Below are 14,768 nucleotides of genomic sequence, written 5' to 3'. Positions count from 1 at the left end.
CCGTGCTCGGCGGCGTGGGCCTCGACGTCGGCGGCGGCGTCGGGCACCGGGCTGCGCGGGCGGGCGGCGAGGACGGCGTCGATGTCGCTGCCGACGTTGTGGGAGGCGCCCTTGTCGACGGTGGTGACGTAGACCCCGCCGGGCCGCAGGACGCGGGCGCACTCGCCGACGACGGCCCGCACGTCCTCGGGGCCGGGCAGGAGGTGCAGCAGCCACACGCTGACCACGGCGTCGAACCGGGCGTCGGCGAACGGCAGCCGGCGGCTGTCGGCGCGGACCACGGCGCCGGGCAGGCGGGCGGCGGCCATGCGGGTCATCGACGGGGCGAGATCGGCACCGGTCACCCGCAGGCCGTCGCGGGCGGCGAACCGCCGGGTCACGATGCCGGTGCCGCAGGCCACGTCCAGCAGGTCACTCGCGTGGTCCGGCAGGAGACCGAGCACCGCCCCGGCGGCAGCGGCGGCGCGTGGCTCACCGCCGCGCAGGGCGTCGTAGTGTGCCGCTTCCTTGTCGTAGTCCAGCACGCACCTCAGTGTGCACCGTGTCCGGGGGCCAGGTCCTCCACCTTGCGGGCGAGCTCGAAGTCCTTCTCGGTGACGGCGCCGCCCGCGCTGTGGGTGTGCACGGACAGCGACACGGTGTGGTGGCCGAGGGTGAGGTCGGAGTGGTGGTCGAGCTCCTCCTGCACCCGGGCGATGTGGACGACCATCGCCGCCGCCGCGAAGTGCGACCCCAGCCGGTAGGAGCGGGTGAGGCGGTCCCCGTCGAGCGACCAGCCCGGCAGGTCGGCCAGCCGGTCCTCGATCTCCTTCTGCGACAGCGGTTCGACGGGCATGGGCTGCGCTCCTTCGCCGGTTCGGTCTCCTCGTCGCTCCCGCACGGGGGGCTCGCCCCTCAGGCTGCCACAGGAGGGCGCCGGGGACCTGGTCAGCGGCGTGCGGCTCCCCGGAACGGCCGCTTCTCGACTACGGTCCTGGCATGACCACTGCTCCATCCGGTACCGCTTCCACCACCGACGGCGTGGGCCCGCTGCTGCGGGCCTGGCGGGAGCAGCGGCGGGTCAGTCAGCTGGAGCTGGCCCTGCGCGCCGACTCCTCCGCCCGGCACATCAGCTTCATCGAGACCGGCCGTTCCCGGCCCAGCGAGGAGATGGTGCTGCGGCTGGCCGAGCACCTGGACGTCCCGGTGCGGGAGCGCAATGCGCTGCTGCTGGCGGCGGGTTACGCGCCCCGGTTCCCGCAGACCCCGCTGGACGATCCGGCGCTGGACACGCTGCGGGACGGCATCGAGCGGCTGATCGGGGGCTTCGAGCCGTATCCGGCGCTGGTGGTGGACGCGATGTACGACGTCGTGGCGGCCAACCGGGGCGTCACGATGCTGTTCGACGGGGTCCCCGAGGAGCTGCTGGAGCCACCGCTGAACGCGGTGCGGCTCACGCTGCACCCGCAGGGGCTCGCGCCGCGCATCCTGAATCTGCGGGAGTGGCGCGGGCACCTGCTGGAGCAGATGCGGCGGCAGATCGCGCTGCGCCGCTCCGAGCCGCTGCGGGCGCTGTACGAGGAGGTGGCGGCGTTCCCGGTGCCGGACACCGACGAGAGGTACACGGCGGAACCGGACGTGCCGGTGGCGTACTTCGCGCTGCCGATGCTGATCGAGCACGAGGGGCGGACGCTGTCGTTCGTGTCGTCGATTTCCACGTTCAACACGCCCATGGACGTGACCGTCGCCGAGCTGGCCGTGGAGACGCTCCTCCCGGCGGACCCGGCGACGGCCAAGTACCTTCAGTCCTGGCTGAGCTGACGCGCCTTCAGCGCCGTGTGCTGGAGCAGGGCGAAGCCGGCCACGGCCAGGGCCTGCAGGACCGTCCAGACCGCGCCCGCCGCGGTCGGGTCGAGCCAGAGCGCGAGGGCGGCGAAACTCACCGCCGTCCAGGCGAGGTTGGCCTCGACGACGACCCGCACGCCGAGCGTCGGCGGGTGCGGCCGCGCGGCCACCAGGCCCACACCGGCCGCGTAGACCGCGAGGAACCCGCCGAGCCCGAGGAGCAGGCCGGCGTCGGCGCCGAGGAAGCGTCCGAGCGGTCCGGAGAGGACGAGGTAGGCGAGCGCGTTGGCACCGGTCACCGCGGCGTCGAGGGCCAGGAAGCGGCGCAGCATCCGCTGCGGCTCCACGGTGCGGGCGAGCACGGCAAGCTGGGTCGCGGACATGACGAATCACTCTCCGGCGGGATCGGTTGCGGCGGCTGGGCCCGGGTTCCGGGCCGGAGTGCGCCGGCCCGGAACCCGGTGCCCCTACGATCGCCCGGTGGACGGGACCCGGTCGATTACCCGCGGGGTAATGCCGCACGGACCGGGGACGGAGGCGGGCGGGGCGGTCCGCCGTTCCGCGACACGTGAGAGTGTCGGGGGAACATGACAGACTGATCACAGACTTGGGCACGTTGGGGAGGCGTGGCGTGAGTGAGCGGCGGGCCGCACCCACCGTGGGCCAGGTGGTGCTGGGAAGGCGGCTGCAGGAGTTGCGGGAGGCGGCGGGCCTCGGACGCGAGGAGGCCGCCCGGGTCCTGCGGGTGGCGCCCGCGACCGTCCGGCGGATGGAGACCGCGGAGGTGGCGCTGAAGATTCCGTACGTCCAGGTCCTGCTGACCGCGTACGGGGTGTCCGGGAGCGAGGCGGAGGCGTTCGTCCAGCTCGCGGAGGAGGCGAACCGGCCGGGCTGGTGGCAGCGGTACCACGACGTGCTGCCGGAGTGGTTCAGCCTGTACGTGAGCCTGGAGGGAGCCGCCCGCATCATCCGGTCCTACGAACCGCACTTCGTACCGGGGCTGCTGCAGACCGAGGAGTACGCGCGGGCCGTCCTGGAGGCCGGGACGATCGGGACCGCCGGGTCCGCGGCGGTCGAGCGGCACGTGTCGCTGCGCATGGAGCGCCAGCGGCTCCTGGAACGCCAGGATCCGCCCCACCTCTGGGTGATCATGGAGGAGACGGTGCTGCGGCGCCCGGTGAGCGTCGACGGCCGGGTGATGCGCGACCAGCTCGACAAGCTCCTGGAGTGGTCCGCCCGGGACCGGATCACGCTCCAGGTCGCCGAGTTCGCCGACGGCCCGCACCCGGGGACGTACGCGCCGTTCTCGCTGTTCCGGTTCGCCGAGCCGGAGCTGCCGGACATGGTGTTCACCGAGTACCTGACGGGCGCCCTGTACCTGGACTCCCGCAAGGAGGTCTCGGCGCACCTGGAGGTCCTGGACCACATGACGGCGCGGGCCGCCTCGACCCGGCGCACGGAGAAACTGCTGCGGGAATGGCGGGAGACCTACTGAGCGGGTTGCCCCGCGGCGGTGACGCGGGGCAACCCGCGTGCCGGGGGCGGCGTCTTCGTCACGGCACCGCGCGTCCCGTAGCGGGTACGGCGAGCCTTCGCACCACCGAGTACAGCGAGCCTTCGAACCCACGAGGAGAAGACAGCGCATGACCGGATCCGACGCCGCGCACGCCCCCGTCGACACCAGCCGCCCGCATCCGGCCCGCGTCTACGACTGGTGGCTCGGCGGCAAGGACAACTACCCGGTGGACGAGGAGCTGGCGCGGAAGATCCTGGCGGCGGACGACACGGCGGTGCGCGGGGCGCGCGCCAACCGCCGGTTCATGCACCGGGCCGTGCGCACCGTCGCCGAGGCGGGGATGCGCCAGTTCCTGGACATCGGCACGGGCATCCCCACGGAGCCCAATCTGCACCAGGTGGCGCAGGCCGTCGCGCCGGAGTCCCGCGTGGTGTACGCGGACAACGACCCGATCGTGCTGCGGCACGCCGAGGCGCTGCTGCACGGCACCGCCGAGGGCTCCACGGAGTACGTGCACGCCGACGTCCGGGACGTGGACGCGCTGCTGCGCCGGGCCGGCGAGTCGCTGGACCTGGACCGGCCCGTGGCGCTGTCGCTGGTCGCGCTGACCCACTACCTGGACGACGATCCCGACGGCGACGACGTGTACGGCCTGCTGGAGCGGTACGTCGCCGCCCTCGCGCCGGGCAGCCATCTGATCCTCTCCCAGGTCACCCCGGACCTGAACCCGGCGGCCGTCGGGCAGGCGGCGCACCACTTCCGGCGCAGCGGCACGCCCTTCCACCCGCGTTCGCTGGCCGGGTTCTCCCGTTTCTTCACCGGGCTGGAGCTGCTGGGCCCGGGGGTGATCCCGGTGCACGGATGGCGCCCGGAGGCGGAGGACGTGGCGGCCCAGGCGGAGGGGATCGTGCCGGTCTACGCGGGCGTCGCCCGCAAGCCGTGACCCGGCGGCCCCGGCGCGGGCCTGTCAGGCCGTGCCTTTCCGGCGGTCCCCGGAGTCCTTGTCGTCGTCGACGATCTCCGCGTCGACGACGCCGTCCTCCTCCTGCGGTGCGGAGTGCTGGGCGGTGCTCTCGGTGGGGGTCTGCCCGGTCTGCGCGTACATCGCCTGGCCCATCCTCTGGCTGACCGTGGCGAGTTTCTCGACGCCGGCGCGCAGATCGGCCGTGTCGGAGGACTGCCGCTCCAGCAACTGCTTCAGCTCCGCGACCGCCGACTCGACCTCGGACCTGGTGTCGCCGGGCACCCTGTCGCCGTTCTCCCGCAGGAACTTCTCGGTCTGGTAGACGAGTTGCTCGGCCTGGTTGCGGGTCTCGGCGGCCTCGCGGCGCTTGCGGTCCTCCTCGGCGTACTGCTCGGCCTCGCGCATCATGCGGTCGATGTCGTCCTTGGGCAGCGCCGAGCCGCCGGTGACGGTCATCTTCTGCTCGCGGCCGGTGGCGAGGTCCTTGGCGGAGACGTGCATGATCCCGTTGGCGTCGATGTCGAAGGCCACCTCGATCTGCGGCACGCCGCGCGGGGCGGGCGGCAGGCCGGTGAGGTCGAAGACGCCGAGCTTCTTGTTGTAGGCGGCGATCTCGCGCTCGCCCTGGTAGACCTGGATGCCGACCGAGGGCTGGTTGTCGGTGGCGGTGGTGAAGATCTCCGATCGCCGGGTGGGGATGGTGGTGTTGCGTTCGATCAGCTTGGTCATGATGCCGCCCTTGGTCTCGATGCCGAGGGACAGCGGGGTGACGTCGAGGAGCAGGACGTCCTTCACGTCACCGCGGATGACGCCCGCCTGCAGAGCCGCTCCGACGGCGACGACCTCGTCGGGGTTGACGCCCTTGTGGGGGTCCCTGCCGGTGAGCTCGCGGACCAGTTCGGTGACGGCGGGCATCCGGGTGGAGCCGCCGACGAGGATGACGTGGTCGATCGCGGAGAGCTCCACACCGGCGTCCTTGACGGCCTGGTGGAACGGTTTCCTGCAGCGCTCCAGCAGGTCCTCGGTGAGTTCCTGGAACTGGGCGCGGGTGAGCTTCTCGTCGAGGTGCAGGGGCCCTTCGGCGGAGGCCGTGATGTAGGGCAGGTTGATGGTGGTCTCCGACGACGAGGACAGCTCGATCTTGGCCTTCTCGGCGGCCTCCCGCAGCCGCTGCACCGCCATCCTGTCCTGTGCCAGGTCGATGCCGTAGTGGCCCTTGAAGCGCTTGGCGAGGTGTTCGACGACCCGCTGGTCCCAGTCGTCGCCGCCGAGGTGGGTGTCGCCGTTGGTGGCCTTCACCTCGATGACGCCCTCGCCCATCTCCAGGAGCGACACGTCGAAGGTGCCTCCGCCCAGGTCGAAGACGAGGACGGTCTGGTCGTTCTCCTTGTCCAGGCCGTAGGCCAGGGCGGCGGCCGTGGGCTCGTTGATGATCCTGAGGACCTTCAGGCCGGCGATCTCCCCGGCCTCCTTGGTGGCCTGCCGCTGGGCGTCGTCGAAGTACGCCGGCACGGTGATCACCGCGTCGGTGACGTCCTCGCCGAGGTACGCCTCCGCGTCCCGCTTCAGCTTCTGCAGCACCCGGGCGGACAGCTCCTGTGCCCGGTAGCGGGTGCCGTCCACCGTTCCCTGCTCCGGGAAGCGCCACTGCGCGTCACCCATGTGGCGCTTGACCGAGCGGGCGGTGCGGTCGACGTTCGTCACCGCCTGCCGCTTGGCGACCTCGCCGACCAGCACCTCGCCGTTCTTGGCGAAGGCCACGACCGACGGGGTGGTCCGCGCGCCCTCCGCGTTGGCGATGACGGTGGACTCACCGCCCTCCAGCACGGCCACCACCGAGTTCGTGGTCCCCAGATCGATTCCGACCGCACGTCCCATCGCCGTCCCCTTCCGCCGTTCCGCCAGGGCACCTCTCCGGACTTCCAGCACAAAACTTGAGCGGGTCGTTGTCAATAGCTTGAGTGGGCCCTTGTCAACCGGCGGCCGGTCGGCGGAAGCGGCGGGCGCGGGCGGGCCCGGTGGGAGGGGCGGCGCGCAGTTCCACGGCGCGCCGCGGACGGTCGGTGATCAGCACGTCCACCCGCGGATCGGTGAGGAAGCCGCGCAGCGCCGCGTCCTCGTTGACCGTCCACACCATGGTGAACAGCCCGCCCCGGGCCGCCTCGCGCAGCACCGTGGCACGGGCCAGGCGCTGGTGCACGGCGACCCCGTGGGCCCCGCAGGCGCGGACGCGGCGCATCGGCAGCAGTTCGCCGATCCGGGTCGACACCAGCCGGCCGCGGCCCACGTCCTTGCCGTCCCGGCCGAGCGACAGCACGGTGCGCACCCGGGGGAAGGCGCGGGTGATGGCCGCGACGGAACGGTCCTCCAGGGTGGTGGCCACGAAGCCGTCCTCGCCGAGCAGGGCGGTCGCGCGGTCGATCAGCTCCCGCTCGTGGCCGGTCTCCTTCAGGTCCAGATGCCCGATGAGCTTCCCGGCGACCAGCGCCATCACGTCGTCCACGACGGGCACGGGATAACCGGCGCGCTCGTTCAGCTCGGCGTGGGTGAGCGTGGACAGCAGGGGTCCGGTGCGGCCCACCCGGGGATCGTGGTGGACGACGAAGACGCCGTCCGCGGTGCGCCGGACGTCGAACTCGGCGTACTCGGCACCGGACGTGAGCGCGTCCTCGTACGCCTCCCAGGTGGCCGGCGCGGCGCGTTCGGAGCCTCCCCGGTGGGCGGAGACGGCGGGGCGTGGCGTCATGGTGGTCGGCTTTCGGGAGGAACGTGCCGCAGGCCGCCCCGGTGGAGCGGCCTGCGGGAACTCGACGGGGCGAGCGGGTCAGGCGAGCTTCGCCGTCAGGGTGATGTTCGTGCCCTTCAGGGCCTGGCTGACCGGGCAGTTGACCTTGGCGTCCTCGGCGGCGGCGAGGAAGGCCGCCTCGTCCATCCCGGGGACGGTGCCCTCGACGGTGAGGTGGATGCCGGTGATGCCCTCACCGGGCACGAAGGTGACGTCGGCGGAGGTCGTCAGGCGGGTGGGCGGGGTGCCGGCCTTGTCGAGGCCGTTGGAGAGTGCCATCGAGAAGCAGCTGGAGTGCGCGGCGGCGATCAGCTCCTCCGGGCTGGTCTTCCCGTTGGCCTCCTCGGCGCGCGACGCCCAGGTGACCGGCTGCTCGCCGATGCTTCCGGAGGAGTCGAAGGTGACGACCCCGCTGCCCTTGAACAGGTTGCCTTCCCAAACGGTGTGTGCGGAGCGCGTGGCTGCCATGACGCATCCTTTCGAAAATGTCCGGCCCTGTGTCCGGCTGTGCTCGGTCCGGAGCCCGGGTCACCGGGTTCCCGGCTCCATCCGATCACACTACGGCTCAACTCACCCGGAAGACGGGCCCCCTCGCGGTGAACGGCAGCCGCGCGCCCTGCGGGATCAGGTAGGCGTGCTCGCGCCGGACCCGCAGCACGTCGCACCAGCCGTCGGTGATGACGAGGACCGGCGCGGTGGGCGGGAAGTCGTCCGCGCGCTGCAGCAGGTCGATGCCGGGCTGCAGGACGGTGCCGCCCCGGCCGCGCACCCGCACGCGTCCGGCGATCTCGGTGACCGGCAGGTAGCCGGCGTCGTGCGGGGCCGCGTCGCAGAACACCACGCGGGCGGCCGGTACGTCGCGGGCCCCGGCGTAGGAGGCGATGGCGCCGAGCGCCTTGCCGAGCAGGACGCGGTCCATGGAGCCGGAGGTGTCCAGGACGACGCCGAAGGTGCAGCGGGCGATCTCCTCGGGCGGGAAGCAGCGTCCCGCGCGGGGGATGTCCGGGGTGGACGCCTGCCGGCGCGAGGGGCGGGCGTAGGACCGCACGGGCTCGGGGCGGGGCACGAACTCGTCGAACCAGCGGGCGAGTCGCGCGTCCCAGGGCAGCGGCGGATGGCTGAGCGCGCGGATCTCCTCGACCAGTCCACCGGGCAGGAAGCCGCGCTCCTGCCGCTCGTGCAGGTCCAGGCCCTGGGCGAGGCCGCGCCGGTAGAAGCCGTCGAGGTCGACGTGGTCGCGGGGCGGGCCGAGCGGGCCGCCGAGGACGTCGCCGACGCCCTTGCCGCGCAGGGTGGCCAGGCGCCGCATGCGCCTGAGGTCGCCGGCGATCCGGTCGTAGACCTCCTCGGCGGACAGCCCGGCGAGCTCCTTGTCGTACAGCAGGCCCTCGGGCATGGCACCGACCTGCATCTCGACGAGCCAGCCGTTGATGACGTAGTCGCAGGCGACGTTGAACAGGTACGGATCGCGGGTGCCGCAGCGGTCGCCGTGGCGCAGGGCGGCGTGCAGCATCTCGTGCGCGAGGACGAACCGCCACTCCTCGTCCTCGAACCGCCGCAGCGGGTTGACGTAGATCTCGCCGGCCCCGGCGTCGACGGCGGCGACGGCGATGCCGTGGGCGCGGGCGAGTTCGGCGTCGGCGACGAGGGTGATGCCGGCCGCGATGCCGCCGAGCAGCGGGTAGGAGGAGACGAACCAGCTCAGCGCCCGGTCCCAGGGGCGCTTGACGGCCGGTTCGCCGTCCAGGCTGTCGCGCCGGCCGCCCGCCATGTCCATCGCGGCGGACACGGTGCGGGTCAGGGCGGTGGCGAAGGCGAGCCGCCAGTCCGGCATCCGCCGGCCGAACCAGACCCAGGGCACGAGTACCTGATCGGCCTCCGTGCCCGCCGTGCCGCAGTGCGCGTAGGGAGCCGGGACGCCGGTGCGGCGCCAGCGGGCGGCAAGCTGCTCCTCGTCGCCGTCGGGGTACGACAGCGGCATCTCGTCCGGGGCGCGGCCGACCGGGAAGGTCAGCAGGAAGCGGTTGACGACCGTGCAGCGCGCGGCCAGCTCGTACCGGTCGGGCTGGACACGCTCGCCCTTGTCCGCCGGGACGTGCCCGAAACCGAGGTGGAGGGCGGCGTGGGCGAGCGACCACGCCCATACGGCGGGGTCGGCGAGACGGGCCGGGTGGACGTGCAGGGTGCCGTCGGAGTCGACGCGGACGAGTCCCTGCCGGGGTGCGAGCCGGCACTCCTCGGCACGGCAGATGTCGAACTCGACGGCCGCCAGCGCCGGGTTGGCCTTCACCAGCCGTACTCCCTCGGCGAAGGACTCCGCCGCGGGGTCCCGCTTCTTCCGCCCCTTCGCCCGGGGCCGGGTCACCGCCGCGCCTCCACCAGCCGGGGCATGTCGCGGGCCGCCTCGACGAGGAACCAGGACGGCAGGACGGGGTTGCCGTCGGCGTCGGAGGCGATGACGCTCTGGGCGACCTCGACGGAGATCTCGGCGAGCTGCACCAGCAGCGACTTGGCGCGGTACGCGGTCTGCCGGCCGTTCGCCGACATGTGCTCCTTGTCGGCGGGCAGTTCCTTCACCAGCCGGCCGCGGAACGACTCGGCGAGGTAGTACAGCAGGTCGCGGTCCTCGAGGCGGTGCGGCCAGCGGGCCTCGCCCTTGAGGACGGCGTCGATGCCGAAGCGGCTGCGCACGATCTTGACGTAGCCGCAGAAGGCGGTGGCGTGGGCGGGGGTGAGCGTGCCGTGCGCGAGGACCTTCAGGGTGTCCTCGTCGAGGTCGCGGCCGAAGGAGTGCAGCGCGTCGGAGAGCATGTGCCAGGAACGGGGCGTGGAGAACGGCTCCTCGGTCTTCGGCGGCTTGGACCACAGGTGGTCGGGCCGGTCGGTGAGGTGGTCCGTGATCCACGGGTGGATGCCGTTGTCCGCCGCCCAGACCAGCCAGTCCTTGGCCGAGGCCTCCAGGTGGACGTGGGTGAGGCGGTTGACGAGCGCGGAGGCGAGGGGGCGGGCGAGCGCGTTGTCGGTGGCCCGGTTCCCGGCGCCGATCACGATGGAGCCCTCGGGCAGCTCGTAGTCGCCGATGCGGCGGTCCAGGATGAGCGAGTAGAACGCCTTCTGCACGTCCGGGGTGGCCGCGTTGAGCTCGTCCAGGAACAGGCAGTACGGCTCGTCGCGGGCGATGGCCTCCGGCGGGCAGAACACCGAGCGGCCGTCACGGATCTGCGGCACGCCGATGAGGTCCTCGGGGGCGAGCTGGGTGCCCAGCAGACTCACGCACTCCAGCCCCAGGGACTCGGCGAACTCCCTCACCAGGGAGGACTTTCCGATGCCGGGCGCGCCCCAGAGGAAGACCGGTCGCACGGTCGCGAGACCGAGCAGCAGCTCCGGGACGCGGGCGGGGGTGACGGTGACGGCTGCCTGCACGCAACGGCTCCTGGGAGGGTCGGGAAGATCGGGAAGCGCGGACAGGACGCGCGGATGTGCGGCGTCCTGTCCGGACAGTCTGGACTCCGGCGATCGTCCGCGCAGCCGATTTCCGGTGCCCCGGAGGCGGCCGGGGCGGGCTCAGGCCGCGCGTTCCCGGTGCGCCTCCCCGGGCCGTCCCGCGCCGTCCGACTCCGTCAGCCAGCGCCGCAGTACGTGGTGGATCCGCTCGGCGCCGACGAGTTCCGCTCCGTCGGCGACCGGCGGGGACAGCGTGAGGGGGGACAGCAGGAACGGGCGGGACTGGGCGCCGCCGAGGCCGCCGTGGGAGCCGATCTGCTCCTCGAAGGCGAGGACCTCGCCGTCGGCCGGGTCGTGGAAGGAGTTGACCATGATGTCGGCGGTGTGCGGGAACGTGTGGGTGCGGCGCACGACCTCCGCGGCGCCGGGGCCGAAGGCCGCCAGGGGGCCGGGGTTGTCGTCCAGCTCCGCCAGCGGGATCTCCGCTCCGTACGCGCCGAGCACGACCCCGTCGTGGACTTCGCTGCGCACCAGCAGGAAGCCGATGCCGGGGTGGTTGGCGAGGGTCGGCAGCAGCGCGGGATGGCGGGCGTCGATCTCCTCCTTGGTCATCCGGTGCAGCACGTCCGGGAAGGAGATCAGGCCGAGGTTGCCGGAGGCGAGCACGACGGGCTCCGAGCCGCGGGTGGGCCGGTAGTGCTCGGCCCCCTCCTCGACCGGCCGGCGCAGTGCCGCCCGGACGGCCGCGCGGGCCTCCGCGCCACTGTGGGTGCGGCGCGCCCTGCGCGGCACGGGCAGCCCGCAGCCGGCCCGCACCAGGTCGCCGAGGGTGAGGCCGTAGCGGGCGCGGAAGGTCTCGCCGGGGCTCTGCCCGTGGTCGGACAGGACGACGATCCGGTACGGGCGCGGGGCGTGCTCGGCGACCTTCTCGATCAGGGCGAGGGCGCGGTCGAGGCGTTGGAGGACCTTCTCGGCGTCCCGGCTCGTCGGCCCCGAGTGGTGGGCGACCTCGTCGTAGGCGACCAGGTCGGCGTAGACGGCGGTGCGGCCGGCGAGCAGGTCGCCCATCACGGCGGCGACGACGACGTCCCGTTCGACGACCGTGGCGAACGCCCGGACGAACGGATACAGCCCGCCGCGTGAGACGCGCGGGCGCTGCTTCCTGAACCGGGCCCGGGTGGACTGGCCGATCTCCCGGCCGACCTCGGCGACGAAGGACAGGGCGGTGCGCACGGCGTTGGCCGGGTCGGAGAAGTACGCGAAGTACCCCGCGCGGGAGCGGGTCCCCGGGCCGCGGCGGCGGGTGGCGATGGACAGCACCAGGGCCTGCTCGTCGGCGCCGCCGCTGAAGAGGTTGCCGCGGCTGGCGCCGTCCTCGGCGAGCAGGCCGGCGTGACCGGAGTACTCGATGGCTCGGGCCTGGAGTTCGGCGGCGCTGGTGGGGCGGTTGCAGACCATCACCTCGCGGCGGGCCTTCTCGTACCAGCGGAAGGCGGGCACGTCGTGGTTGCTGCCGTGCAGGATGCCGAGCTGGCTGGCGCCGGTCTGGCTGGACCAGTCGGTGCGCCAGGGGGTGAGCCGGTGGGTGGGCCGGTCGCCGGCGCCGAGCCAGCGGGCGACGGTGGGCATCAGGCCCTTGCCGACGGCGTCCAGCAGGACGTCGTGGCCGACGCCGTCGAGTTGCAGGAAGACGGTGCCGGGCGTGTCCGGGCAGGGCGGGCCGGCGCGGCGCCGGCGGTCGGCCAGGCGGTAGAGGCGGCGGCGGTAGGCGTCGTCGTCGCGTACCGCGAGGGCGGCACCGGTGGCGGAGGCGACGGCGGACATCACGGCGGCCACCACGACCGCCGTCTCCGGGGCGGCGGCGCCGCGTTCGCCGGGGTTCAGGCGCAGGGCCAGCCACAGCAGCGCGCCGTTGAGGAAGAACACCAGCAGGCCGAGGACGAGCGCCGGTACGAGCAGCAGCAGACGCACCAGCAGCGGCCAGACGAGGGCGGACAGCAGGCCGAAGGCACCGGCGCCGAGGGCGGCGGTGACCGCGATGTCGGTGGCGCTGTCGCCGTCGGCCGAGCGCAGCCGGAAGTCCGGCAGGATGCCGGCGAGCAGCAGCATGGTGAGCGTGGAGACCACCCACACGGCGACGCTCCGCCCGATCTGACTGGCGACCCGTCGCCACCGCCCGCCACCCACGCCCGGCACACCTCACGTCCCTAGCCCGTACTCACCCTGTCACAACGGCCGGAAGAGGCGTTTCGTCCCCGGTCGCACGGGCCGCCGGCACCTCAGCAGCCGTCGTAGCCGGCGGTGGGCATGGACAGCCGTCGGTGCACACGGGCCTTCATCGCCGCGTCGTACGACGGTTCGGCGTGGCCCACCGTCTCCACGCGCACCCCGCGCCGCGCGCACTCCGCGGTGAACTCCTCGACGGAGGACAGGGCGCGCTCCAGGACCCGCCGGCTGGGCGCCACGAACACGTCGGTGCCGGGCCGTACGCCCTCCCACAGGGCGCCGTGGTCGGGGCGCAGCCCCCGCACGAGCAGTTCCCGGGTCACCACGTAGCCGCGCTCGGCGGCCCAGCGGGCGCACATGGCGTGCTGGCTGCGGGAGTCCACCAGGAAGGGATCGGCGTCCAGTTCCTCCAGCGGCGTCAGACTCGCGATCGCCGTCACCCGGACCGGCCCCATGGCGCCCCCTCACCTCCGGTTTTCGCCGCCGACCCTACTCCTGCACGTAGGCTTCGGGGAGTCGTGCGAAGGAGGCGGAGGAGTGCCGGTGGAGGTCACCTGGTGGGGTCACGCCACGTGCACGATCGAGGACTCGCGCATCCGTGTGCTCACCGACCCCCTGTTCGCCCGCCGGCTCGCGCACCTGCGGCGCCGGCGCGGCGCGGTGCCGCCGGACGAGGCCCGGCGCGCGGACGTGGCCCTGGTCTCCCATCTGCACGCCGACCATCTGCACGTGCCGTCGCTCGCGCGGCTCGCCCCGGGCACGCGCCTGCTCGTGCCCCGGGGCGCACGGCGTGCCGTACCGGGGCTGCGCCGGCTCACCCATCTCGACGTGAGCGAGGTGGCGCCCGGTGACGTGACGACGGTCGGCCCCCTGGTCGTACGGGCCGTTCCCGCGCGGCACGACGGACGGCGGCTGCCGGTCGGACCGCACCGCTCCCCCGCCCTCGGTTACGTCCTGGAGGGCGAGGCGCGCACCTATTTCGCCGGGGACACCGGGCTGTTCGACGCGATGGCCAAGGAGGTCGGGCCGGTCGACGTGGCGCTGCTCCCGGTGGGCGGCTGGGGACCGTACCTGGGCGAGGGGCATCTGGACGCGGGGCGCGCGGCCGAGGCGCTGGCCCGGCTGGGGGCGCGCAGTGCGGTGCCGGTGCACTACGGCACGTACTGGCCGATCGGGATGGACGCCGTGCGTCCGCACGAGTTCCACGCACCGGGCGACGAGTTCGTGCGGCTGGCCGCCGCGCGGACGCCCGAGGTGACGGTGCACCGGCTCGGGCACGGGGAGAGCGTGCGCCCGGGGGTCGCACGGTGATCATGTCCGCCGCCCTGGCCCAGGCGGCCGGCGCACCCCCGTCCGCGGCGGCCGCGCTGGCGGCCGTCCCGGCGACCGTGGCGCCGGAGTCCACCCAGCAGGCGATCGGGTATCCGTCGCTGTTCCTCCTGGTGCTGATCGGGGCCCTGGTGCCGGTGGTGCCGACGGGGGCGCTGGTCAGTTCGGCGGCCGTGGTGGCCGTCCACCAGACGGCGCCGTTCTCGCTGGCGCTGGTGTTCGTGACGGCGTCGCTGGCGGCGTTCCTCGGGGACGTGACGCTGTACTGGCTGGGGCGGCGCGGGATGAGGTCGAAGAACGGCTCCCGCTGGCTGGAGGCGATCCGGGCGCGCGCGCCGGAGGACCGGCTGGCGCAGGCGCAGACGAAGCTCGCCGACCACGGGGTGGCGGTGCTGGTGCTGTCCCGGCTGATGCCGGCCGGGCGCCTGCCGGTGATGCTGGCCTGCCTGGTCGCGAAGTGGCCGATGCGCCGCTTCGTCCGCGGCAACCTGCCGGCCTGTCTGGCCTGGGCGGTGACGTACCAGCTGATCGGCGTCCTGGGCGGCTCGCTGTTCGCGGAGCCGTGGGAGGGCGTGGTCGCGGCGGTCGTGCTGACCGTGCTGATCAGCGCGGTGCCGGGGGTGTGGCGGCGGCTGCGGGGGAAGGCGGCGCGGTAGCGCGCCCTCCCCGGCCGCCGAAGG

At 73.5% G+C, this 14,768-nt stretch carries 15 protein-coding genes; 5 read left to right on the top strand and 10 right to left on the bottom strand.

Annotated elements, in window-relative coordinates; translation table 11 throughout:
* A partial coding sequence (locus tag RIM90_RS17310; RefSeq protein WP_309061611.1) for a class I SAM-dependent methyltransferase occupies positions 1–524 on the bottom strand: 524 nt, incomplete at its 3' end.
* A 5-nt stretch (positions 525–529) separates the two neighbouring features.
* Positions 530–835: a 4a-hydroxytetrahydrobiopterin dehydratase gene (locus RIM90_RS17305; RefSeq protein ID WP_309061610.1), complete on the bottom strand. Its 306-nt coding sequence runs from the start codon at positions 833–835 to the stop codon at positions 530–532.
* Between the two features lie 143 nt (positions 836–978).
* Between RIM90_RS17305 and RIM90_RS17300 the strand changes: the two genes are divergently transcribed.
* A complete protein-coding gene (locus RIM90_RS17300; RefSeq protein ID WP_309061609.1) occupies positions 979–1,800 on the top strand; it encodes a helix-turn-helix transcriptional regulator in 822 nt (273 codons plus the stop codon).
* Here RIM90_RS17300 and RIM90_RS17295 read toward each other — a convergent pair.
* Complete coding sequence (locus tag RIM90_RS17295; RefSeq protein ID WP_309061608.1) at positions 1,782–2,207, bottom strand: hypothetical protein; 426 nt, start codon at positions 2,205–2,207, stop codon at positions 1,782–1,784. The two genes, RIM90_RS17300 and RIM90_RS17295, sit on opposite strands and share 19 nt — an antisense overlap.
* Positions 2,208–2,455: 248 nt before the next feature.
* Between RIM90_RS17295 and RIM90_RS17290 the strand changes: the two genes are divergently transcribed.
* Positions 2,456–3,319 (top strand): helix-turn-helix transcriptional regulator, encoded by an 864-nt coding sequence (locus RIM90_RS17290; protein ID WP_309061607.1) that lies wholly within the window; start codon positions 2,456–2,458, stop codon positions 3,317–3,319.
* A 148-nt stretch (positions 3,320–3,467) separates the two neighbouring features.
* Positions 3,468–4,283, top strand: a complete 816-nt coding sequence (locus tag RIM90_RS17285; protein ID WP_309061606.1) for an SAM-dependent methyltransferase — start codon at positions 3,468–3,470, stop codon at positions 4,281–4,283.
* Between the two features lie 24 nt (positions 4,284–4,307).
* Here RIM90_RS17285 and dnaK read toward each other — a convergent pair whose 3' ends face one another.
* From dnaK to RIM90_RS17250, 7 genes are all read right to left on the bottom strand, one after another.
* Positions 4,308–6,182, bottom strand: a complete 1,875-nt coding sequence (gene dnaK / locus RIM90_RS17280; RefSeq protein WP_309061605.1) for a molecular chaperone DnaK — start codon at positions 6,180–6,182, stop codon at positions 4,308–4,310.
* Between the two features lie 94 nt (positions 6,183–6,276).
* A complete protein-coding gene (locus RIM90_RS17275) occupies positions 6,277–7,050 on the bottom strand; it encodes a glycerophosphodiester phosphodiesterase family protein (RefSeq protein ID WP_309061604.1) in 774 nt (257 codons plus the stop codon).
* Between the two features lie 78 nt (positions 7,051–7,128).
* Positions 7,129–7,557, bottom strand: a complete 429-nt coding sequence (locus tag RIM90_RS17270; RefSeq protein WP_309061603.1) for an OsmC family peroxiredoxin — start codon at positions 7,555–7,557, stop codon at positions 7,129–7,131.
* Positions 7,558–7,654: 97 nt separating this feature from the next.
* Positions 7,655–9,454 carry a hypothetical protein gene (locus RIM90_RS17265; RefSeq protein WP_309061602.1) on the bottom strand — a complete coding sequence of 600 codons (1,800 nt, stop codon included), beginning with the start codon at positions 9,452–9,454 and terminating at the stop codon, positions 7,655–7,657.
* A complete protein-coding gene (locus tag RIM90_RS17260) occupies positions 9,451–10,512 on the bottom strand; it encodes a MoxR family ATPase (protein ID WP_309061601.1) in 1,062 nt (353 codons plus the stop codon). Before RIM90_RS17260 ends, RIM90_RS17265 begins: the two co-directional genes overlap by 4 nt.
* 141 nt (positions 10,513–10,653) lie before the next feature.
* The gene (locus RIM90_RS17255) at positions 10,654–12,729 is read right to left on the bottom strand and encodes a phage holin family protein (protein WP_309061600.1); all 2,076 of its coding nucleotides are present in this window, start codon (positions 12,727–12,729) and stop codon (positions 10,654–10,656) included.
* A gap of 83 nt (positions 12,730–12,812) precedes the next feature.
* Positions 12,813–13,214, bottom strand: a complete 402-nt coding sequence (locus RIM90_RS17250; protein WP_309061599.1) for a hypothetical protein — start codon at positions 13,212–13,214, stop codon at positions 12,813–12,815.
* 82 nt (positions 13,215–13,296) lie between these two features.
* On the opposite strand from RIM90_RS17250, the gene RIM90_RS17245 reads away from it, so the two are divergent.
* Together RIM90_RS17245 and RIM90_RS17240 are read left to right on the top strand one after the other, a co-directional pair.
* Positions 13,297–14,070 (top strand): MBL fold metallo-hydrolase, encoded by a 774-nt coding sequence (locus tag RIM90_RS17245; RefSeq protein ID WP_309061598.1) that lies wholly within the window; start codon positions 13,297–13,299, stop codon positions 14,068–14,070.
* A gap of 2 nt (positions 14,071–14,072) precedes the next feature.
* Positions 14,073–14,744 (top strand): VTT domain-containing protein, encoded by a 672-nt coding sequence (locus tag RIM90_RS17240; RefSeq protein WP_309061597.1) that lies wholly within the window; start codon positions 14,073–14,075, stop codon positions 14,742–14,744.
* The last annotated feature ends 24 nt before the right edge of the window (positions 14,745–14,768 follow it).

This window comes from Streptomyces sp., from assembly GCF_031181555.1.
Taxonomy (GTDB): Bacteria; Actinomycetota; Actinomycetes; order Streptomycetales; family Streptomycetaceae; genus Streptomyces; species Streptomyces fimbriatus.
This window is presented reverse-complemented; position numbering and strand designations above follow the sequence as displayed.